The following is a 21,606-nucleotide window of genomic DNA, read 5'->3' on the forward strand; positions in this document are numbered from 1 at the left end:
GTGGCCTGCCCATCGGCGCAGGCCACCCCATGTGCGTGAGGCAGTGCGCCTGCCAGGGGGCACCGATTTGTCGGCGACAACGGGGCTTCTCGATGGTAGATTAATCAAATCAAATAGATAGCATCGATCGGGTTTCTCCTATGCAACGTTGGCCCAGCCTGAAGCAGCTCCAGTATCTGGTCGCTCTGGACGAGCACAAGAATTTCAACCGCGCCGCCAAGGCCTGCCATGTCAGCCAGTCGACCCTGAGTACCGGGATCCAGACCCTGGAGGACATGATGAACCTGCAACTGGTAGAGCGGGATCACAAGAGCTTCATCATGACGCCGGTCGGCATGGAAATCGTGGCGCGGGCGCGCAACCTGCTCTCCGACGCCCGGGATCTGATGGAACTGGGGCAGCAGCAGGGGGGCGTCATGCACGGCACGGTGCGCCTGGGCTGCATCCCCACCATCGCCCCCTTCCTGCTGAGCAAGCTGCTGCAGGTGTGCGGCAAGGCCTATCCGGATCTGGAGCTGCTGCTGCGGGAAGACACCACCACCAATCTGCTCAAGCAGCTGGAGCAGGGGCAGCTCGATCTGCTGATCCTGGCGCTGCCGGTGGAGATCGGCGGCTTCCACAGCAAGACCGTCGGCCAGGATCCCTTCCACATGGTGATGCCCTCCCACATGGCGGCGGGCCTGCACATGCCGTTCGACTACAAGGAGCTGCCCAACCAGAGCATCTTCCTGCTGGAGCGGGAGCACTGCCTGACGGAGCACGCGGTGAGCGCCTGCCGGCTGCGGGACAAGAGCAAGATCAACCCATTCGCCGCCACCAGCCTGCACACCCTGGTGCAGATGGTGGGGGCCGGTCTTGGCACCACCTTCCTGCCCCAGATGGCCATAGATGCGGGCATCCTCGACAACACGGACCTGGTGGCCATTCCCCTGCCCGGGGAGAAACCCTATCGGGAGATAGGCCTGGTGTGGCGTCCCAGCACCACCCGGGTGCAGACCTTCTACAAGATTGCCGAGCTGCTGACGCCGCTCATTACCCCCAAACCGGCGGGGTGATCCGGTGGCAGCCCCCACAGGCGGCCACTCCTCAATGCCGTTGTCATTCAGGTTCCAGGCAGGATCATCGTCTATGATGAACCCCGTGCCCTATCAAGGAGTTGAGATGTTTCGCACCTTGCTGCTGCCCCTGCTGGCCCTGCTTCTCGCCGCCTGCTCCAGCACGCCGGAGCCTCCCCCTCCCGTGCGCCAGAGCGGCGCATTCGACAACTTCTATCAGCAGTGGCGCGGCGTGCCCTATCGCATGGGCGGTACCAGCCGCGCCGGTCTCGACTGCTCCGCCTTCACACAGCTCGCCTACAGCCAGGTGCTGGGCTTCACCCTGCCCCGCACCACGGAATCCCAGGCGAGCCTCGGCCGCCCGGTGGACAGATACCGTCTCCAGCACGGGGACCTGGTCTTCTTCAAGACCGGCTGGCAGCAGTACCACGTCGGGGTCTACACCGGGGCAGGTGAGTTCATCCACGCCTCCACCAGCAAAGGCGTGATCCGCTCGCGCCTCGACAACGTCTACTGGAACAGCCGCTACTGGCAGGCCCGCAGGCTGGTCCAGTAGGTGCGACCCCAAACATGAAAAGGCCCCGAGGGGCCTTTTCATGTTGTTGCCGGGTCAGTGCTTGCGGTGCCAGCGGGGCGAGGTGGCGCGCTCTCCCCAGGGGGTCATGCAGGGCAGCAGGGCCCCCTCGATGACGTCCTCATGGCTCGCCAGCGCCAGGGCAATCTTCTCGTGGAGCAGGCGCAGCAGGTTCTTCTCCTGGCCCGCCAGGGAGTGGCCCGCGGCGAAATACTCCTGCTGATGTTGCAGCGCCAGCTTCTGGGCAAACTCATAGGTGTTGAAACTGTCCGGCATGCGCGCGATCACGTCATCCAGCCGGGCCAGCAGGCTATGCAATTCCCTGGTCATGTGCGGTTCTCCCTCCGAGTTGGTGACCCACAATTACCCCTTATTGGATAGAAGACCAATCCGAATGCCTCAAAAATGGGAGCCCGGACACAGTTCCGGACAACGCTCCCCACTGGCAGCCACCCTCTGCCCTCGCCCGGTTTACAAGTCGGCAACGAATCGCTAGATTTGGACCGACTAATCAGTCGGTCACTTTTCGTGCGGAGCATGCCATGGACACCACCGTCACCCCCGCCTCACCGGACAAGTTCTCCCTCCCCGAGCAACTGCATCGGCTCAGGCAGGCCTGCCAGGCCACCCCCATGCCGGATCTGGCGTCCCGCCGCGCCAGACTTGACGCCCTCAAGCAGGGGCTGCTGCGCCACAAGCAGGCACTGTGTCAGGCCCTGGCCCGGGACTACGGCCAGCGCAGCGACTACGACAGCCTGATCGCCGATGTGCTCCCCTGCGTCATGCAGATCAACTACACCCTGAAACGGCTCAAGGGGTGGATGAAACCGGAGCGCCGTCATTCCGGCCTGCTGCTGGCCCCCGCCAGGGTCGAGGTGCACTATCAGCCCCTCGGCGTGGTCGGCATCATGGTGCCCTGGAATTTCCCGGTGATGCTGAGCCTCGGGCCCCTCATCGGCGCCCTCGCCGCCGGCAACCGCGCCATGATCAAGCTCTCCGAGTTCACCCCTCACACCAACGCCGTGCTGCGCACCCTGCTCGATGAGGCCCTCGGCGGTGACGAGGTGGTGGTCATCGAGGGGGATGCGGGGATCGCGGCCGCTTTCAGCGCCCTCCCCTTCGACCATCTCATCTTCACCGGCTCCACGGCGGTGGGTCGGCTGGTGATGGCCGCCGCCGCCCCCCAGCTCACCCCCCTCACCCTGGAGCTCGGCGGCAAGAGCCCCTGTCTCATCGCCCCCGACATGCCCCTGGCCCTGGCGGTGGAGCGGATGATCTTCGGCAAGAGCCTCAACGCCGGCCAGATCTGCGTGGCCCCCGACTACGTGCTGCTGCCGAGGGGGCAGGAGCAGGCCTTTATCGAGGCCTATCAGGCCCATTTTCGCCGCCTCTACCCCAAAGGGCTCGAGAGCCCGGATTATGGCGCCATCATCAACCCCCCCCAGTACGAGCGGCTCACCGCCTGGCTGGAGGAGGCGAGGCAGGCAGGCGCCCAGATCCACCCCTGCGTCACGCCCGCCCGTGATGACGCCACCCGCAAACTGGTGCCCCACCTGCTGACCGAGGTGCCCGGCCACTGCCAGGTGATGCAGCAGGAGATCTTCGGCCCCCTGCTGCCCCTGGTGCCCTATGACGACATCGAGGAGGCCCTGGCCTATGTGGCGGCCCGGCCCCGCCCCCTGGCGCTCTATCTGATGAGCCTGGACGAGACGTTGCAGCGCCGACTCATCCGGGAGACCCACGCCGGAGGCATGGCCATCAACGAGAGTCTGTTCCAGGTGGCGGCGGACGATGCCCCCTTCGGCGGCATCGGTCCCTCCGGCATGGGCCACTATCACGGCCGCGAGGGGTTTCTCACCTTCTCCAAAGCGAAAACCGTGCTGCGTCGCGGACGCTTCAGCACAGGCTCCCTCATTCATCCCCCCTATCGGCGCTGGTACCAGCGGCTGATGATGGCCCTGTTCCTGCGCTAGGAGGCGAGATGCGAGAAACCATGACCGACAAACGCCGCCAGATCCTGGATGCCGCCCTGGCCCTGTGCGCGGAGGATGGCCTGCAGGGCGCCGCCACCGCCCGCATCGCCAAGGCGGCCGGGGTGGCCAATGGCACCCTGTTTCATCACTTTCCCAGCAAGGAGGTGCTGATCCAGAGCCTCTACCAGGACATCAAGCTGCGCCTTGGCGCCGCCATCACCGAGGCCGATGCCGCCCTGCCGCTCCAGGAGCAGGCCCGCCACTACTGGCACCAGGCCATGGGCTGGATGCAGGCCCACCCCCGTGAGCTCAGGTTCGTGCTGGGCTTTTTCCACTCCCCCCTGCTGGCCCGCCCCCTGCGCAGCCAGATCCTGGCGGAGACCCTGCATTTTCTGCCGAGCCTGCTCGCCCGGGGCCAGGCCAGCGGCGAGCTGATGTCGGCCCCGCCGGCACTGATGCTGGAGGTGTGCCAGGGCCAGTTTCTGGCCTGCGCCTCCCTCTTTGTCGATCAGCCTGAACTGGGAGAAGACCCCCACTGGCAGGAGAGCGCCTTCGCCCTCTTCTGGTCCGCCATCAGCGGAGGTTCCCATGCGCCCTGACGCCCTGCTTGCCACCGGCAGACGCCTCTGGATTGGCAGCCTGCTCTGGATCATCGGCCGCACTCTGTGCCGCGCCGCCCGGGTCGACGAGGCGGTGCGCCGCGAGCTTGCCCCCCTGCCGGACGGCCTCACCATCAGGCTCGAGGTAAACGGCATGACCCGGGGGCTGAGTCTCTACAAGTTCGCGGGGCGCTGGCACTGCGGTGAGGAGGCTGGCAGGGCGCATTCGACCTGTGCCCATGACGGCCCCCACCCCCTGCGGGTGCGCTTCAAGCACCCCGCCGTCGCCTTTCGCGCCCTCAGTTTTCGCCTCGGCATCAACCAGGCCTTTTGCGAAAACCGGCTGCTGGTGGAGGGGGATCTCGACGCGGCCATGCACCTGGTGCGAGCGCTTGAGCAGTTGCAGAGCCTGATCCTGCCCGCCTTCATCGCGCGGCCCCTGCTTCGCCACTACCCGGACCCGCATCGCAAGCTCGCGCGGGCCTGCCACATCTATCTGGGTCTTCTGACCGGTTGAACACGAGGAGAACGGGATGAGCCGTTATTACGATTTTTTCTGCCCGGTCAAGCTGATGGCGGGGGAACAGGCACTGGAACAGTTGCCGGATGCCCTGAGGGGATTGGGAGCTGGCCGCCCCTTGCTTCTCACCGACAAGGGGGTCAGCGGCAGCGGGCTCGCCACCCTGCTGGCCGATGTGATGGCCGAAGGGGCGTTGCCGGTCGCCGCCATCTGGGACGAGATCCCGGCGGACTCCTCCACCGCCGTGGTGGAGCGGATCGCCCGCCACTACCGGGAGCTGGGCTGTGACAGCCTGCTCGCCCTTGGCGGCGGCTCCGTCATCGACACCGCCAAGGCGGTGAACATACTGGCGACCCTGGGGGGCGAGCGGCTGCTCGACTATGCCGGAGCGGATTGCCTGACCCGTCCCCTCAACCCCCTGGCGGTGGTCCCCACCACGGCGGGGACCGGCTCCGAAGTGACCCTGGTGGCGGTGATCAAGGACGAAGGGAGCGGGCGCAAGGTGCCCTTCACCTCCCCCTTCCTGCTGCCCCGGCTGGCGGTGCTGGATCCCCGCTTCACCCTGGGGCTGCCGCTGCCCATCACCGCCGCCACCGCCATGGATGCCATGACCCACGCCATCGAGGCCTTCATCGGCAACGGCAAGAACCCGGTCAGTGACGCCCTGGCCCTGATGGCGGTGGAGAAGATTGCCACCGCCCTGCCCAGGGTGCTGGCCCACCCGACGGACAAGGGCCTGCGGCTGCAACTGGCAGAGGGCTCCACCCTGGCGGGCATGGCGTTTTCCAACTCCATGGTGGGGCTGGTGCACGCCCTCGGCCACAGTCTGGGGGCGCGCTGCCACCTGCCCCATGGCCTCTGTATGAACCTCTTCCTGCCCACCGTGCTCGACTACAACCGGCCCGGCATCGACCCCGAGCTCGCCCGCCTGCTGCTGCCCCTGGTGGGGCCGGAGCGCTTTGCCGCGACCCCGGCCGAGGGGCGACCCCAGGCCACCATCGAGGCGTTGCAGGCACTGCGCGATACCCTGTGGCAGACGGTCAAGCTGCCCCGCACCCTGCGGGAGGCGGGCCTCACCGACAAGGCGCTGCTGCCCGGGATCCGGGATCTCGCCATCAACGACGGCGCCCTGCTCTACAACCGCAAGGATGCGGACAGGGAACAGTTGCTGGCCCTGCTGGAGCGGGCCTGGGAGTAACGGGCCCCTTGCCCGTCAGACATCGGGGGTGAAGACCCCGGTGGAGAGATAGCGATCCCCCCGATCGCAGATGATCGCCACCACCACCCCCTGCCCGATCTCTGCCGCCACCCGCAAGGCCCCGGCCACGGCGCCACCCGAGCTGACACCGCAGCAGATCCCCTCCTCCCGCGCCAGGCGGCGCATCATGACGAGGGACTCTTCCAGTGTCACATCCAGCACCCCATCGACCCGCGCAGGCTCGAAGATGGCGGGCCGGTAGGCCTCGGGCCAGCGGCGAATGCCGGGGATCTGGCTCCCCTCGGCCGGTTGCAGGCCGATCACCGCCACCGCCGGGTTCTGCTCCTTGAGGTAGCGGGAGACCCCCATGATGGTGCCCGTGGTGCCCATGGCCGAGACGAAGTGAGTGACAGCCCCGCCGCTCTGGCGCCAGATCTCGGGGCCGGTGGAGCGGTAGTGGGCATCCGGGTTGGCGGGGTTGTTGAACTGATCGAGCACCAGCCCCTCCCCCCGCGCCTGCATGGCCAGGGCGAGGTCTCGCGCCGCTTCCATGCCCTCTTCCACCAGCACCAGCTCGGCGCCGTAGGCCTGCATGGCGTCGCGCCGCTCCTGGCTCATGTTGCTCGGCATGATGAGTCGCATCCGGTAACCCCGGGACGCCGCCACCATGGCCAGCGCGATGCCGGTATTGCCGGAGGTGGCCTCGATGAGCCGGGCTCCTGGCGCTAAGTGACCACTCGCCTCTGCCTGCCTGATGAGGTTCAGCGCCGCCCTGTCCTTGACGGAGCCGGCGGGGTTGTTGCCCTCCAGCTTCACCAGCAGGGTGACGCCGGGGTGCGGATTGATGCGGCGCAGCGCCAGCAGCGGGGTGTTGCCTATCAGATCGTCCAGGGTGGCGAAGGCCATGACGGATCCATCCTCTCTCAATGTTCTATACCTTGCCTTGCGACCATTCGCAGGCCGGCCAGTGTAAGCGAGCCCGCCATGGGCGCAAAGAATGGCGTTGGCAAACCCTGTCCGCCATGTTCTGATCTTCCCATTCACCCAGAGAGGACTCCCGATGAGCGACATCCTTCACCAGGCCGATCAGCAGCAGTTTGTCTGCACCGTGGACGGCAAGCTCTCCCGCCTTGCCTATCGCCGGCTGGACGCCACCACGGTGGACGCCTACAGCACCCAGGTTCCCCCCGAGCTGCGCGGACAGGGGATTGCCGACAAGCTGGCCCGCCGCTTCTACGACTGGACCCTCTCTGAGGGGCTCACCATAGTGCCGAGCTGCAGCTACATCGACGTCTGGTTGCGCCGCAATGCCGGTTGAAGCCGGGGCGCTGCGGGAGGCGCACTTGCGGGCCTGCACCGAGGCCCTGCTGCGGGCTGATCACCCGCGCATGGATTGCCTCCGGGCTGCGCGGGAGCTGGCCCTGCCCGACTGGGCCCTGGGGGCGGGGTTTGTGCGCAGCCTCATCTGGGATCACCTCCATCACAAGGCCGAACCCACCCCGCTCAACGACATCGATCTTATCTATCTGGACAGCGCTGATCCGACTGGATTGAAGGAGGCCGATCACGAAGCCTGGCTCGCCGCCAGGATGCCGGGCCAGTTGTGGGAGGTGCGCAACCAGGCCCGCATGCATCTGCGCCAGCAGGTGCCTCCTTTTGCCAGCTCCCTCTCGGCCCTCAGCCACTGGGTGGAGATACCCACCTGCATCGGGGTCCGCCTGCTGGCAGATGATACGTTCGAGTGGCTGGCCCCCTACGGCTTTGCCCCCAACTGGTCCCTGGTGGTGAGCCCCAATCCGCGCTGTCGCCAGGAGAGCCGTATCTTTAGCGAACGGGTCAGGGCCAAGGGGTGGCAACGCATCTGGCCTGACCTTGTGGTGAACTGGCCATGAGCGGATTGCAAAGGGTCGACAACCTTGGGCACACTAAGAAAAAGATGTTTGTAACTCAATGGGTTAAATAATGCGCGACTTCTTCTCTCTCGAGCGCTGGCTGCCGGGGCTCGCCGCCTTGCTGCAATACCAGCGGGCCTGGCTGATGCCGGATCTTCGCGCTGGCCTCTCGGTCGCGGCCGTGGCCCTGCCCGTGGCCATCGCCTATTCGGAGCTCGCCGGGGTAGGCGCCATCGTCGGCCTCTACTCCTGCATCCTGCCCATGGTGGTGTACGCCCTCTTTGGCACCTCCCGTCAGCTCATCGTCGGTCCGGATGCCGCCACCTGCGCGGTGATCGCCGCCGTGGTAACGCCGCTCGCCGCCGGGGATCCCACCCGTCACTGGCAACTGGTGATGACCATGACCGCCATGACCGGCTTCTGGTGCCTCATCGCCAGCCGCTTCAAACTGGGGGTGCTGGCAGACTTTCTCTCCCGCCCCATCCTGATGGGGCTGCTCAACGGGGTGGCCATCACCATCATGGTGGGCCAGCTCTCCAAGATCTTCGGCTTCACCTTCAGCGAGCGCTACCTGATAGAGCGGATCCTGAACGGCACCAGCTACATTACCCAGACCCATCTGCCCACCCTGGCCATGAGCCTGACGGCCCTGCTCACCCTGCTGCTGGCCAAGCGCTACAGACCGGCTTGGCCCTCTTCCATGGTGGCCATGGTGGTGACGGCGGCCCTGGTGTGGCTGTTCAATCTCGGCCGCGTCGACATCGCCACCCTGGGGACCATCGGCTCGGGGCTGCCCGCCTTCCAGATGCCGGACTTTCCCCCCGGGCTTATCCGTGAGCTGGTGCTGCCCGCCCTCAACCTCGCCATGGTGAGCTTCGTCTCCATGATGCTCACCGCCCGCAGCTTCGCCGCCAAGAACGGCTACGAGATTGATGCGGACAAGGAGTTTAGGGCCCTCGGCATGGCCAACCTGGCGGCGGCCGCCTCCCAGGGGTTTGCCATCAGCGGGGCGGATTCGCGCACCGCGGTCAACGACGCCAACGGCGGCAAAAGCCAGCTGGTCTCCATCATCGCCGCCGCCGTCATCGCCCTGGTCACCTTCTACCTGACGGCGCCGCTGCAATACATTCCCACCGCCGCCCTCGGGGTGGTGCTGGTGATGGCCTCCCTGTCGCTGACAGATTTTCGCGGCCTCTGGGCTCTGCGCGACTCGGACCGCGCCGCCTTCTGGCTCGCCCTGGTGACCTTTGTCAGCGTGCTCACCATGGGGGTCATTCCGGGCATCACCCTCGCGGTCCTGCTGGGGCTGTTCCAGTTCCTGCGCAACGTGATGCGCCCCACCGACCAGCTGCTCGGCATGGACGACGAGGGCGTGGTGCGCACCCTGGGAGACAACGAGCAGGCCAAGGCGATTCCCGGCATCCTGGTCTACCGCTTCAACTCCCCGCTCACCTACTTCAACGCCCCCTACTTCAAGCGGCGGGTGCTGGCACTGCTGGTGCAGGATCCCCACAATCCCAGGTGCCTGGTGGTGGATGCGGTGGCCTGCTTCACCCATCAGGACATCAGCGTCATGAGCATGGTGGGAGAGCTGCACAAGGAGCTCAAGCGGCGCGGCATCCACATGGTGATGGCCGGTCGGCACGGCCAGATGAGCCAGTGGTTCAAACAGGCGGGGATCCGGGTCGGCGAGGATGGCATCATCCTCTGCCCCGACATGTACCAGGCCCTGCGCATGACCCGCTGCTACCGGGAGCCGGTGTTCCGGGACGACGAGGGGGTGGAGAGCACCACGGATGCCCTGCTCACCCGCTGGCCGCACGATGACGACCTGCCCGACTCGGCGCGCCTCACCCGCCCCAGCGAGCAGGAGGCCGGCGCCACGCCGGTCTGAGAGACATCCCCTGGTCACAGGCCCCCTCCTCCTGCGACCAGGATTGCACCCCGCCCCCGCTTGGTGTTAAATGCCCCTCCAGTTGGCCCTGACGAGGGCCATCGCCAGCACCTGGATATCCCATGCAGACTCAATCCCACGCGGGCCCGGGCTCCCTCTTCGCCCTGACCTGGCCACTGTTCATCGATCTGGCCCTCCACTTTCTGACCGGGGCCCTCAACACCTTCATGGTGGGCCATGTCTCCTATCAGGGGGTGGCGGCCCTCGCGGTGGGCAACCAGGTCTTCGATCTCGCCATCACCCTGTTCAGCTTCGTCAGCATCGGCACCAGCGTGGTGATCACCCAGTATCTGGGGGCGGGAGACAAGGAAAAAGCCCGCGTCGTCATCCACACCGCCATCGGCTTCAACCTGCTGGTGGGACTGGTGGCCGCGGTCGGCGTCATGGCGGGGGCCGGCACTATGCTGGCGCTGATGAACCTGCCTGCCCACCTGATGAGCGACGGCAGCCTCTACCTGCAGATCATCGGGCTTTGCCTGCTGCCGGAGGCGGCGGCCCTCTGTCTGGCCGCCACCCTGCGTGCCCACGGCCACACCCGCCAGGCCATGTACGTGACCCTCATCGTCAACCTCATCACCTTCGTCGGCAACCTGCTGCTGCTCTACGGCTGGTTCGGCCTGCCCCAGCTCGGGGTCGCCGGGGTCGCCATCAGCACGGTGGCGGGGCGCATCGTCGGGGTGGTGCTGCTGGTGTGGCTGGTGGCGCGCAAGACCGGCATCCGGCTGCGTCTGCCCGAGATCGTCCGCCCAAGCCGCGCCATGCTGGACAAGGTACTGCACATCGGTCTGCCGGCGGCGGGGGAGAACCTCTCCTGGATGCTGCAGTTCATGGTGGTGACCGCCTTCGTCGGCCTGCTCGGCGACAAGGCGCTGGCGACCCAGTCCTACTTCTTCCAGATCTGCCTGTTCATCCTGTTGTTCGGCCTCTCCATCGGCCTTGGCAACGAGATCATCATCGGCCACCTGGCGGGGGCCCGACGCTTCGATCAGGCCTATCGCCAACTGATGAAGAGCCTGAAACTCGGCCTCATCGTCACCGCCGCCATCGCCATCGCCGCCGCCCTCAACGGTCGCGCCATCATCAGCCTGTTCACCGACGACGCCGACATCATCACCCAGGTGGCGCAGCTCTTCCTCATCAGCCTCATCCTCGAACCCGGTCGCACCTTCAATCTGGTGGTGATCAACGCCCTGCGCGCCACCGGGGATGCCCGTTTCCCGCTCTACATGGCGCTCGTCTCCATGTGGGGCATTGCCGTTCCCCTGGCCTATTTCCTTGGTATCATGCAGGGCTATGGCCTGGTAGGCATCTGGCTGGCCCTCGCCTGCGACGAGTGGGTGCGCGGTCTGGCCATGTTCTGGCGCTGGCGCAGTCGTCGCTGGCAAAACAAAATTCTTGTCGAAACATAAGCGGAATCACCATGAAGAAAATCGGACTCTTGTTGACGGCCATCCTGCTCAGCCCGCTCGCCATGGCGCAAACCGCCCCGGCGACCCCCAAGGCGCAGGCTCCCCAGACCTGGTATGTGGCCCCCATCGTCATCGACGAGACCAGCGAAGCCCAGAAGGCCCTGACCAAGGAGTTCACGGCCCAGATGATCAAGACCATCAAGATCAACGAGTACCAGACCGGCAAGGCGGTGGGCAAGACCAAATCGCCCAAGTGGCTGATCCGCACCAAGCTGATGCCCGCAAGCCAAGAGCCCCTGGTCGGCAAGAAGCACCCGCAGGGCCTCACCTACGGCAAGGGCATCCCCACCCAGGAGATCGTCGGCGAGCTCATCATGAACGGCACCCTGGTGGCCCACATCGGTCAGGGCTGGCGCGAACCCATCGTCCCGGGCACACCGGTGGCGGAGAAGATCTCCATCGCCAACTACCAGTACGCCATCGGCAACGAGGCCAAGGCGCCGGATCTGGAAGAGCTGGCGGCGCAGATCGGTTTCGAGGCAGGCAAGGTGATTGCCAGAGACGGCAAGCCCCTGCCCGAGAAGAAAAAGAAAAAAGAGTAAACGGCTCACCCGTTTCCAGTCAGGGGCCTCGCGCCCCTTTCTGTTGCCCGCCCCGTTGCAGACCCCCTCTCCCGAATGTGAAGCGGATCCCGCTTCTTTCCTCTGCTGCCCCTGGGTCAGCAGGCAATCATCATGTAATTCAAACAGTTAAAAATCACCCTTCCCATGCAGCAATTCCGTGGCCCCGAATTGGATCGGGATCACGTTTCTCCCCGGCAGTAAGGGGTACTTTGGTCTTGCAGGCACAATCAAACGACAACAAGGAGGCTTCATTACATGTTTCCGGAGTACAGAGATCTCATCTCGAAACTGAAGAGCAGTGATGTCCATTTCCAGAAGAAGTTTGACTTGCACAACGACCTGGATGCGGAGATCAGGAAGCTGGAGAAACACCACGCCAGCGACTACAGCTCCGAGGTGAAGGATCTGAAAAAACAGAAACTTAAACTGAAAGAGGAGATATACGACATCCTCAAACAACATCCACACTAGACGCCTCGACGAATACCTGGATAAGCAACTTATCCTGCCAGCCCGGCCCGACGCCGGGCTTTTTGTTGGCTGCTCACGAGGCGCGGCAACGGCCACTTCCCTTGGCACCGGAAAACGAAGCGGGCCAATGGCCCGCTTTGTCATACCTGTTTCACCCCATGATCACACCGGCGGATGGAACTGGCTGGCTTCGCGGGTGGCCATCTCCTCGTAGGTGGCCCACTTCTGCCACGCCACTTGTTGCGCCACCTGCATCAGCCGCTCGGCCTCCTGTGGATGGCTCTGGGCCAGCACCCGATAACGGGTCTCCTGCTGCCGATATTCGGCAAGGGGGATGGAGGGGCGCAGGCTGTCGAGGCTGAAGGGGTTCTGCCCGGCGCTGCGCAGTACCGGGTTGTAGCGCATCAGCGGCCAGTGGCCCGAATCGACCGCACGCTTCTGTTGGGCCAATCCCTGCTCCATGTCGATGCCGTGGGCGATGCAGTGGCTGTAGGCGATGATCAGCGACGGGCCCGGATAGGCTTCCGCTTCCCGCAAGGCCTGTAGCGCCTGCTGCGGGTTGGCACCAAAGGCGATGCGGGCAACATAGACGTTGCCGTAGGAGATGGCCTGCAACGCCACATCCTTCTTGGCCAGCGTCTTGCCTCCCGCCGCGAACTTGGCGACAGCGCCGAGCGGGGTCGATTTCGACATCTGACCGCCGGTGTTGGAGTAGACCTCGGTATCCATCACCAGCACGTTCACATCGCGCCCAGAGGCGAGCACATGGTCGAGCCCCGATGAGCCGATGTCATAGGCCCAGCCATCGCCGCCGATGATCCAGACCGCACGGCGCACCAGCTGATCGATGAGTGACAGCAGCTCGCGGGCCTTGCCGGATTTCACCTCTTCCAGCCGCTCCCGCACTTGCGCGACCCGGGTGCGCTGGGCGCGGATCTCCGACTCCAGCCGCTGCGGGGCGCTAATCAGGGTATCGACCAGCTCGGCGCCCAGCTCCCCCTTCATCGCTTCAAGGGCCGCCACCGCCTGACCGTGATGCTGATCGGCGGTGAGACGGAAGCCAAAGCCAAACTCGGCGTTGTCCTCAAACAGGGAGTTCGACCAGGCCGGCCCCTTCCCTTCGCCGTTCTTGGCCCACGGCGTAGTCGGCAGGTTGCCGCCGTAGATGGAGGAGCAACCGGTGGCGTTGGCCACCAACATGCGGTCGCCAAACAGCTGGGTCAGCAGCTTGAGATAGGGGGTCTCGCCACAGCCGGCGCAGGCACCGGAGAACTCGAACAGGGGTTCGAGGAACTGGGTGCCGCGCACCGTGGAGAAGTCCACCCGCTCGCGAGCAGGCCAGGGCAAACTCTCGAACCAGCGCAGCGCCTGTTTCTGGCCAGCAAGGTGCGGCGCCTTGTCCATCATGGCGATGGCGCGCTCGCCCTCGTGTTCCTCATCAGCCCCGGCCCGTACCGGACAAGCCTGCACACACTGGCCACAACCGGTGCAATCCTCCGGATAGAGCTGCAAGGTGTAGCGGCTGTCGGGGAAACCCCTGGCGGTGACGGGTACCGATTGGGCTGCCTCGGGGGCAGTCGCCAGCCAGTCCTGATGGTAGAACTTGGCCCGCAGCGCCGCGTGGGGGCAGACAAAGACGCAGTTGCCGCACTGGATGCAGATATCCGAATGCCAAATCGGGATCTCGCGGGCGATATCCCGCTTCTCGAAGCGGCTGGTGGCGGTGGGGTAAGTGCCGTCCACCGGCAGCATGGAGACCGGGATGCGATCGCCGCGCCCCGCCAGCATCTCGCCGGTGACACGCTGGACAAACTCGCTGCCGCCGGGAGCCAATGGCAGCGGATAGTCGCTGATCTGCTCCTCACCGGCGGGGATGGCCACCTGATGGAGATGAGCCAGAGTGTCGTCCACTGCCGCGAAGTTGCGCTCGACCACCTCGGGTCCCTTGCGGGCATAACTCTTCTCGATGCTCTCCTTGATCAGCGCAATCGCCTCATCCCGCGGCAAGATGCCAGCCAGCGCAAAGAAACAGGTCTGCATGATGGTGTTGATGCGATTGCCCATGCCGTTGCGCTCGGCCACCCGATCCCCATCGATGCAATAGAGCTGGATATTGAGGGCTCGAATGCGGGCGCGCAGCCGCTCGGGCAGCTGGTCCCACACTTTGTCCGCCTCATAGGGGGCATTGAGCAGCAGGGTCGCCCCTTCTGCGGCGTGCTCCAGCAGATCGACCGATTCGGCAAAGCCCCACTGGTGGCAGCCGATAAAGCTCGCCTGCTCGATAAGCCAGGGGGCGTCGATGGGCTCGGGGCCAAAGCGCAGGTGGGAGACGGTGCGCGAACCCGACTTCTTGGAGTCGTAGACGAAGTAGCCCTGGGCGTGGAACCCCTCCAGCTCGCCGATGATCTTGATGCTGTTCTTGTTGGCGCCGACGGTGCCATCGGCACCGAGACCGAAGAAGAGCGCCCGCACCCGGCTGGCGGGCTCCAGATCGCCGATGGGGTGCCAGGCCAGACTGAGGCCCGACACATCATCCACGATCCCTACGGTAAAGCGCGGGCGCGGCGCGTCGGAGGCCAGCTCCTCGAATACCGCCGCGCACATGGCGGGGGTGAACTCTTTGGAAGAGAGGCCGTAGCGACCGCCACTGAGCCAGGGCAGCCGCTTGATAAGGCCGCGCTGCAAGCCATCGATCAGCGCGCTCTGCACATCCAGCAGCAGCGGCTCGCCCCCTGCCCCCGGCTCCTTGGTGCGATCCAGCACCGCCATGCGGCGAACGCTCGCGGGCAGGGCATCGAGCAGCGCCTGCACCGGGAAGGGGCGATAGAGGCGCACCACCAAGACCCCGGTCTTGCGATCCTGCCGGTTGAGCCAATCCACCGTCGTGCGGGCGGTGGCCGCCCCCGAGCCCATCAGCACGATGACATCGGTGGCATCGGTTGCGCCGTGGTACTCCACCAGCCGGTAGTGGCGGCCGGTCAGCTCGCCGAGGCTCTCCATGCACTGCTGCACCCGCGCCGGCACCGCCTCGTAGAAGGGGTTGACGCTCTCGCGGGACTGGAAATAGGTGTCCGGGTTCTGGGCGGTGCCACGCATCACCGGATGATCCGGGTTGAGCGCCCGCGCACGGTGGGCGCGCACCCAGTCGTTGTCGATAAGGGCCCGGATCTCATCCCGATGCAGCGCGGTGATCTTGTTCACCTCGTGGGAGGTGCGAAAGCCGTCGAAGAAGTGGATAAAGGGCACCCGGCATTGCAGGGTGACGCTGTGGGCGACCAAAGCCAGGTCCTGCGCCTCCTGCACCGAGCCGGAGGCGAGCATGGCAAAGCCGGTGCTGCGCGCCGCCATCACGTCCTGATGGTCGCCAAAAATCGAGAGCCCCTGCGCCGCCAAGGATCGGGCCGCCACATGGAACACCGCCGAGGTCAATTCGCCTGCGATCTTGTACATGTTGGGCAGCATCAGCATCAGCCCCTGACTGGCGGTGAAGGTGGTGGCGAGCGCCCCCGCCTGCAGGGCGCCGTGCACCGTGCCAGCCGCTCCCCCTTCGCTCTGCATCTCCACCACCGTGGGGATGTTGCCCCAGAGGTTGGTCTGCCCCTGTGCCGCCCAGGCGTCGGCCAGTTCGGCCATGGTCGAGCTCGGGGTGATGGGATAGATGGCACACACTTCGCTCAGCTGGTACGCCACCCGGGCCGCGGCTTCGTTGCCGTCAACCATGATCAGTTCATGTTTCATTGGGACTCCTCCGGTTGGCGCAACTCGATGGCGTGGCAGGGGCACTGGTCATGGCAGGCACCACAGCCGGTGCAGCGTTCGGCATCCACCTGATACCCCAGACCCGGCCCCAGCTTGGCGATGGCCTGCTCTGGGCAGCTGCCATAGCAGCCGTCGCACTCGAAGCAGTTGCCGCAGGAGTAGCAGCGCGCCGCCTCGTAGCGGGCCGCCGTCTCGTCCAGTCCGCCGATGATCTCGCCAAAGTCATCCCGCGCCGAGGGAGGTTTGACCGGCTGGCTGCTGGCCGGGGCGTGGGTCTGGAACCAGAGCTGCAACTGCTCTGGCCCCACCAGCGGGTAAGAGAGCGGCTTGTGGTAATGGCGACCGCGCAGCCAGGCATCCATATGGCGTGCCGCCTTCTTGCCGTGGCCGGTGGCGATGGTGACGGTGCGCTCGGAGGGCACCATGTCGCCACCGGCAAACAGACCCGGCACATCCGTCATCAGGTTCTCGCCAACCTGCACTACTCCCTCCTTGTTGACCCGCACGCCGGGGATGCTCTCCAGCACCGAAAGGTCGACCTCCTGACCCAGCGCCAGAATGAGGGAGTCCGCTTCGAGGGTTTCAAACTGGCCGGTGGGCACCGGCTTACCCTCGGCATCCAGCGCCATCACCTCCACTTCGATATTGGTGCTATCGAGCTGGCGGATGGTGCGCAGCCAGTTGATCTTGATCCCCTCCTCCTCGGCCTCATCGGCTTCGAAGGCGTGGGCTGGCATATGGTCCCGGTCGCGGCGGTAGATGATCATCGCCTCCTCGACCCCGAGGCGACGAGCGGTACGGGCCGCATCCATGGCGGTGTTGCCGCCGCCGTAGATGGCCACCCGCCGTCCCAGTTTTGGCGGTGGCAGTCCTTTCTCTTCGGCCAGACTCGCCTGTTCTAGGAAGCTCACCGCATCGAGGATCTTGCCCGCCTCCCGGGCCGGAATATCGACCCGCTTTGCCAGATGGGCACCGATGGCCATGAAGACGGCGTCAAAGCCCCCCTCGTCACGCGCCTTGAGCACATCCTCCACCTTGTGGTTGAGGGTCAGCGTCACCCCGGCCGCGACGATGCGGGCCACCTCCCGATCCAGCACATCGCGAGGCAGGCGGTAGGCGGGAATGCCGAAACGCAGCATGCCGCCCGCCAGCGGCCCTGCCTCGCGGATCTCCACCTGATGGCCGAGCCGATTGAGGTGCCAGGCGCAGGAGAGGCCGGAGGGACCGGCACCAATGACCAGCACCTTCTTGCCGCTGGCAGGGGCAGGTGGCACAGGCAGCCAGCCCCGGGCCAGCGCCTCGTCGCCAAGGAAGCGCTCGATGGCGTGGATGGAGACGGCATCATCCACCTGGGCACGGTTGCAGGCCGTTTCGCAGGGGTGATAGCAGACCCGCCCGTGGACCGCAGGCAGGGGATTTTCTTCGATGAGGCGTTGCCAGGCCGCCTTAAAGCGGCCTGCTTCGGCCAGGGCGAGCCAGGCCTGGATGTTCTCGCCAGCCGGGCAGGCGTGGTTGCAAGGTGGCAGGGCCGGCCGCCAGACGGGCAGCCGGGTGCGGACCGGGCCTGTTCCCGTTTTCTGGGAGAGATCCGGCTGTGGGGTCATATCCAGTTGTTTGCTCATACATTGCTTTCTTCTTTTTGTGTGACAGGCCCCATCCGATGGCGCTTGATACCGTTTTGCCTGGGCAGACGGTGGCCGGAGAGGGAAGAAGCGAAAGCGTCAGAAACTGGAAGCTGGCCCGATGATGGGCCGTTTTTTGTACGACATGGTGGATCAGGATCAATAAATGTTGCGCTTTATGGGTCGCCCCCTTCACAACCGGATCCCCGTCACACCCCGCAGCCATTCGGGCCTGTCGCCCGAGCCCCCTCGCCGCCCTCGACATGGGCAGCAGGAGAAGATTGCCGCCCGGGGCAGGAATCGTTATCTTCCCCTCTTCACAGGAATCCCCACAGCACAAGGACCAGGACATGCCGACCCTCGCCAGCATACATCTCTACCCCATCAAATCGACGGCAGGCATGCCGCTGGAGCGCGCCCGGGTAACCCAGGAGGGACTTGCCGGGGATCGCCGCTACATGGTGGTCAAACCGGATGGCACCTTTATCACCGCCCGCACCCATCCCCAGTTGCAGCAGGTGGTGGCCACCCCCGTCGAGGGGGGGCTGCAACTGCGCTATCCGGGTCTGCCCCCCCTTGCCCTCATGGAGGCGGCGTTCAGTCGCGCCCCTCAGCACACCGGTGTCTGGGGGGATCGCTTTACCGCCCTGCACACCGGGCCCGACGCCGATGAGTGGCTGAGCCGGGTGGCGAGGGAGCCGGTGCGCCTGCTCTGGCTCGGGGAGGCATCCGATCGTTTTCGGGAGAAGACCGGCACCCGGGTGAGCTTTGCGGACGGCTACCCCTTGCTGCTCATCAGCCAGGCTTCCCTTGAGGATCTCAACCTGAGATCCGATGCCTTGCACCAGATGAGCCAGTTTCGTACCAACCTGGTGGCGAGCGGCACCCGCCCCTTCGAAGAAGATGGCTGGAAGCGGATCCGCATCGGCGAGGTGGAGTTTCGGGTGGACAAGCCGTGCAGCCGCTGCATCATGACCACGGTGGAGGCAGGCACGGAGCGCTTCAATGCCCTGAAAGAGCCGCTGGCCACCCTCACCCGCTACCGCCGTGGCGAAGATGGTGAGGTCTATTTCGGCCAGAATCTGGTGGCCCTGAACGAGGGGTGGATTGAGGCGGGCAGCGAGATCGAGGTGCTGGAGCGGGCCCGGGCGCCGGTCTACCCCAACGCGGCCCCGAAAAAGCGGGAGCTGGTGTGCGTCGCCCGGGAACCCCTGGCCCGGGATCTGGAAACCTTCTGGTTCGAGGCCGCCGACGGCGAGCCCCTGCCCGACTACCTGCCTGGCCAGCACCTGCCCATCAGCCTCGATATCAAAAACACACGGGTTCAACGCCGCTACACCCTGAGCTCCACGCCGGAGCGGCCCGAGCGTTACAGCATCAGCGTCAAGAAGCTGGCCGATGGCCACCTCTCCCCCTGGCTGCACCATGAGCTGCGCGTGGGCGATCACCTGCTGGCCGCCCCCCCGGCCGGCGAGTTTCACTTAGGGTCCGAGCGCAGGCTGCTGCTGCTCTCGGCAGGATCCGGTGTCACCCCCATGCTCTCCATTGCCCGCACTCTGGCACTACGGGGAGAGCTCGGTGACGTCCACTTCATGCACCTGTGTCGCAGCGAGGCGGATATTCCTGCCGCCAGCGAGCTGCACGCCATGGCGCAGCAGGGAATGACCCTCACCCTGATCCTGAGCCAGCCTGACAAACACTGGCAGGGACTCAGCGGCCGTCTGAATGACGATCATCTGGGCCGGATCCGGGGTTTGCAGGAGCGGGAGGTGTTCATCTGCGGCCCCCACGGCTTTATGGCCGATTCAGCCAACCGGTTGAGCGCCCTCGGCGTACCGGCCGGGCGCATCCGCCAGGAGAGCTTTGGCGGGGCCCTGCTCTCGGTGGCCCGCCCCCATCAGGCGGTGCAACTGCGTATCGGCGAGCGGGAGTTTGCTGGCAACAACCAGGGCACCGTGCTGGATCAGGCCAACAAGCAGGGGGTAGAGCTGCCCTGGAGCTGCCGTGCCGGCATCTGCGGCAGTTGCAAGCAGACCCTGGTCTCGGGCGAGGTGGATCACCCCGATGCCCCCGCCATCAGCGCCGCCGAGCGTGCCGAGGGCAAGATCCTCACCTGCTGCGCCGTGCCCCTGACGGATCTGGTGATCAAATAGGGTGATCGGGGGGCAAAACCCCGTCCCCGGAATGCAAAACGGCTGCCCGAGGGCAGCCGTTTTCTTTAGATGACTGGCTATCAGCCACGCAGGGCGGCGATGCGCTGCTCGATGGGCGGGTGGCTCATGAACAGCTCGCTCATGGAGCGCTTGCCGTTGATGCCGAACGCCATCATGGAACCCTCCATCTGCGGCTCGGCACCGCGGGCAAGACGCTGGAGCGCGGCAATCATCTTGTCGCGGCCGGCCAGCTTGGCAGCACCGGCGTCGGCACGGAACTCGCGCTGACGGCTGAACCACATGACGATGATGGAGGCGAGCACGCCGAACACCATCTCCAGCACGAACACGGTGATCATGTAGGCGAAACCGCCGGTGCTGCTGCTCTCTTCCTCGTTGTTGGAGCTGAAGAAGTTGCTGATGACGCCGGCCACGATGCGGGCGAAGAACATCACGAAGGTGTTCACCACCCCCTGGATCAGGGTCAGGGTCACCATGTCGCCGTTGGCCACGTGGCTCACCTCGTGGGCCAGCACGGCTTCCGCCTCGTCGCGGCTCATGCTGTAGAGCAGACCGGAGGAGACGGCGACGAGGGAGTCGTCACGGCGGGCACCGGTGGCAAAGGCGTTCATCTCGGGGGAGTCGTAGATCCCCACTTCCGGCATCTTGATGCCAGCCTCACGGGCCTGACGGGCAACAGTGCTCACCAGCCAGTGCTCGGTCTCGTTGCGGGGCTGCTCGATGACCTGGACGCCATAGCTGCGCTTGGCCATCCACTTGGACATCAGCAAGGAGATAAAGGAACCCCCAAAACCGAACACGGCACAGAACACCAACAGACCGGAAATGCTGGACTTGTTGATCCCCAGAACCGAGAACAGGATATTGAGTACCACCCCCAGCACCAGCATGACGGCCAGGTTGGTCACCAGGAATAGCATAATTCGCTTCATATTGACTCCTTGTGAGATATGGATGCATGGTTCTGGGCGCCCCAGGGGCGACCGATGCCACACTTGCCCCAGATAATAGACAGACTCGATGAATGTTTGCTGAATGTCTGGCCTCAGAGCAAGGGCGACACATCGAGACAGTGGTGCAAATCCACCTCATTCACCGCGTCCACGAAGGGGAGCTCCCCCAGAAATGGGGCCGGCAACATGGCTTTCAAGGTGTCCAGGTTCTCCTCGTAGCGGCTCATGTGCGGATCCACCCGGTTGATGACCCAGCCCGCCAGGGTCAACCCCTGCTGGCGAATGGCGCTGACGGTGAGCAGGGCATGGTTGAGGCAGCCCAGCCTGGCCCCCACCACCAGGATCACCGGCAGCCGCTCCTGGGCGACCCACTCCGAGAGCAGACGCTGATGATCCAGCGGCAGGAACCAGCCCCCCGCCCCTTCGACAATGACGAGATCGGCCCCAGCTCCCTCAATCTCCCGCAAGCCGGCGGACAGCCCCTCGAAGGGGATGCTCACCCCCCGCTCACGGGCGGCGATATGGGGGGCGATGGGCGGCTCGAAGGCATAGGGATTGACCTGCTCGTAGGGCAGCGCAACCGTGGCCGCCTGCTGCAACAGCAAGGCATCCAGATTGCGAAGCCCCTCCGGGGTGCGGGTGCAGCCCGCCGACACCGGTTTGTACCCGGCGCAGCGAATGCCTCTGGCGGCAAGCGCCAGCAACAGGGTGCGGGCCACCAGGGTCTTGCCCACGTCGGTGTCCGTACCCGTGATGAAATAGGATGTCCCCATGATGATTCCTCGATGCAGTGCAGGGGCGCAGAGGCGCCCCGATATCCATGGTGAAAG

Annotated in this window: 19 protein-coding genes; 13 read left to right on the plus strand and 6 right to left on the minus strand. The window is 65.3% G+C overall.

The window, feature by feature from the left end; translation table 11 throughout:
* The first annotated feature begins 140 nt into the window (after positions 1 to 140).
* The gene (locus AB5Y70_RS11460; protein WP_010674086.1) at positions 141 to 1,055 is read left to right on the plus strand and encodes a hydrogen peroxide-inducible genes activator; all 915 of its coding nucleotides are present in this window, start codon (positions 141 to 143) and stop codon (positions 1,053 to 1,055) included.
* A 106-nt stretch (positions 1,056 to 1,161) separates the two neighbouring features.
* Positions 1,162 to 1,611 (plus strand): C40 family peptidase, encoded by a 450-nt coding sequence (locus AB5Y70_RS11465; RefSeq protein ID WP_029314241.1) that lies wholly within the window; start codon positions 1,162 to 1,164, stop codon positions 1,609 to 1,611.
* 54 nt (positions 1,612 to 1,665) lie between these two features.
* On the opposite strand, the gene AB5Y70_RS11470 is transcribed toward AB5Y70_RS11465, so the two are convergent.
* Complete coding sequence (locus tag AB5Y70_RS11470; protein WP_041212706.1) at positions 1,666 to 1,959, minus strand: hypothetical protein; 294 nt, start codon at positions 1,957 to 1,959, stop codon at positions 1,666 to 1,668.
* Between the two features lie 212 nt (positions 1,960 to 2,171).
* On the opposite strand from AB5Y70_RS11470, the gene AB5Y70_RS11475 reads away from it, so the two are divergent.
* From AB5Y70_RS11475 to AB5Y70_RS11490, 4 genes are read left to right on the plus strand one after another with little or no spacing between them, the layout of a single operon-like run.
* Positions 2,172 to 3,602 carry a coniferyl aldehyde dehydrogenase gene (locus AB5Y70_RS11475; protein WP_043155212.1) on the plus strand — a complete coding sequence of 477 codons (1,431 nt, stop codon included), beginning with the start codon at positions 2,172 to 2,174 and terminating at the stop codon, positions 3,600 to 3,602.
* A gap of 8 nt (positions 3,603 to 3,610) precedes the next feature.
* A complete protein-coding gene (locus AB5Y70_RS11480; RefSeq protein ID WP_043155215.1) occupies positions 3,611 to 4,201 on the plus strand; it encodes a TetR/AcrR family transcriptional regulator in 591 nt (196 codons plus the stop codon).
* Positions 4,191 to 4,718 (plus strand): hypothetical protein, encoded by a 528-nt coding sequence (locus AB5Y70_RS11485; protein WP_041212703.1) that lies wholly within the window; start codon positions 4,191 to 4,193, stop codon positions 4,716 to 4,718. The genes AB5Y70_RS11480 and AB5Y70_RS11485 overlap by 11 nt, the downstream gene beginning before the upstream one ends.
* Before the next feature lie 16 nt (positions 4,719 to 4,734).
* Positions 4,735 to 5,919 (plus strand): iron-containing alcohol dehydrogenase, encoded by a 1,185-nt coding sequence (locus AB5Y70_RS11490; RefSeq protein ID WP_111896656.1) that lies wholly within the window; start codon positions 4,735 to 4,737, stop codon positions 5,917 to 5,919.
* Positions 5,920 to 5,934: 15 nt separating this feature from the next.
* Here AB5Y70_RS11490 and cysM read toward each other — a convergent pair whose 3' ends face one another.
* Positions 5,935 to 6,825, minus strand: coding sequence for a cysteine synthase CysM (gene cysM / locus AB5Y70_RS11495; protein ID WP_010674079.1), 891 nt, complete (start codon positions 6,823 to 6,825; stop codon positions 5,935 to 5,937).
* A gap of 154 nt (positions 6,826 to 6,979) precedes the next feature.
* Between cysM and AB5Y70_RS11500 the strand changes: the two genes are divergently transcribed.
* From AB5Y70_RS11500 to AB5Y70_RS11525, 6 genes are all read left to right on the plus strand, one after another.
* A complete protein-coding gene (locus tag AB5Y70_RS11500; protein WP_041212700.1) occupies positions 6,980 to 7,237 on the plus strand; it encodes a GNAT family N-acetyltransferase in 258 nt (85 codons plus the stop codon).
* A complete protein-coding gene (locus AB5Y70_RS11505; protein WP_043155221.1) occupies positions 7,227 to 7,811 on the plus strand; it encodes a nucleotidyltransferase family protein in 585 nt (194 codons plus the stop codon). Before AB5Y70_RS11500 ends, AB5Y70_RS11505 begins: the two co-directional genes overlap by 11 nt.
* A 70-nt stretch (positions 7,812 to 7,881) precedes the next feature.
* A complete protein-coding gene (locus tag AB5Y70_RS11510) occupies positions 7,882 to 9,705 on the plus strand; it encodes a SulP family inorganic anion transporter (RefSeq protein WP_039039857.1) in 1,824 nt (607 codons plus the stop codon).
* Between the two features lie 122 nt (positions 9,706 to 9,827).
* Positions 9,828 to 11,174, plus strand: a complete 1,347-nt coding sequence (locus AB5Y70_RS11515; RefSeq protein ID WP_010674075.1) for an MATE family efflux transporter — start codon at positions 9,828 to 9,830, stop codon at positions 11,172 to 11,174.
* Positions 11,175 to 11,185: 11 nt separating this feature from the next.
* A complete protein-coding gene (locus AB5Y70_RS11520; protein WP_039039859.1) occupies positions 11,186 to 11,776 on the plus strand; it encodes a hypothetical protein in 591 nt (196 codons plus the stop codon).
* 276 nt (positions 11,777 to 12,052) lie between these two features.
* Positions 12,053 to 12,268: a YdcH family protein gene (locus tag AB5Y70_RS11525; protein ID WP_005313020.1), complete on the plus strand. Its 216-nt coding sequence runs from the start codon at positions 12,053 to 12,055 to the stop codon at positions 12,266 to 12,268.
* A gap of 162 nt (positions 12,269 to 12,430) precedes the next feature.
* On the opposite strand, the gene nifJ is transcribed toward AB5Y70_RS11525, so the two are convergent.
* On the minus strand, positions 12,431 to 16,006 hold the full coding sequence (gene nifJ / locus AB5Y70_RS11530) for a pyruvate:ferredoxin (flavodoxin) oxidoreductase (protein ID WP_043155224.1): 3,576 nt from the start codon (positions 16,004 to 16,006) through the stop codon (positions 12,431 to 12,433).
* Positions 16,003 to 17,649: an NAD(P)-binding protein gene (locus AB5Y70_RS11535; RefSeq protein WP_043155227.1), complete on the minus strand. Its 1,647-nt coding sequence runs from the start codon at positions 17,647 to 17,649 to the stop codon at positions 16,003 to 16,005. The genes nifJ and AB5Y70_RS11535 overlap by 4 nt, the downstream gene beginning before the upstream one ends.
* Positions 17,650 to 17,999: 350 nt before the next feature.
* On the opposite strand from AB5Y70_RS11535, the gene AB5Y70_RS11540 reads away from it, so the two are divergent.
* Positions 18,000 to 19,802, plus strand: a complete 1,803-nt coding sequence (locus tag AB5Y70_RS11540; protein WP_043155230.1) for an MOSC N-terminal beta barrel domain-containing protein — start codon at positions 18,000 to 18,002, stop codon at positions 19,800 to 19,802.
* An 80-nt stretch (positions 19,803 to 19,882) separates the two neighbouring features.
* Here the strand turns inward: AB5Y70_RS11540 and htpX are convergent, their stop codons facing one another.
* Both htpX and bioD read right to left on the minus strand, forming a co-directional pair.
* Positions 19,883 to 20,755, minus strand: coding sequence for a protease HtpX (htpX, locus tag AB5Y70_RS11545; RefSeq protein WP_010674070.1), 873 nt, complete (start codon positions 20,753 to 20,755; stop codon positions 19,883 to 19,885).
* A 113-nt stretch (positions 20,756 to 20,868) separates the two neighbouring features.
* Positions 20,869 to 21,549: a dethiobiotin synthase gene (bioD, locus tag AB5Y70_RS11550; RefSeq protein WP_041212695.1), complete on the minus strand. Its 681-nt coding sequence runs from the start codon at positions 21,547 to 21,549 to the stop codon at positions 20,869 to 20,871.
* Positions 21,550 to 21,606 lie beyond the last annotated feature (57 nt).

The sequence above is a fragment of the Aeromonas sp. s1(2024) genome (genome assembly GCF_040908005.1).
In the GTDB taxonomy this organism is placed as follows: Bacteria; Pseudomonadota; Gammaproteobacteria; order Enterobacterales; family Aeromonadaceae; genus Aeromonas; species Aeromonas caviae.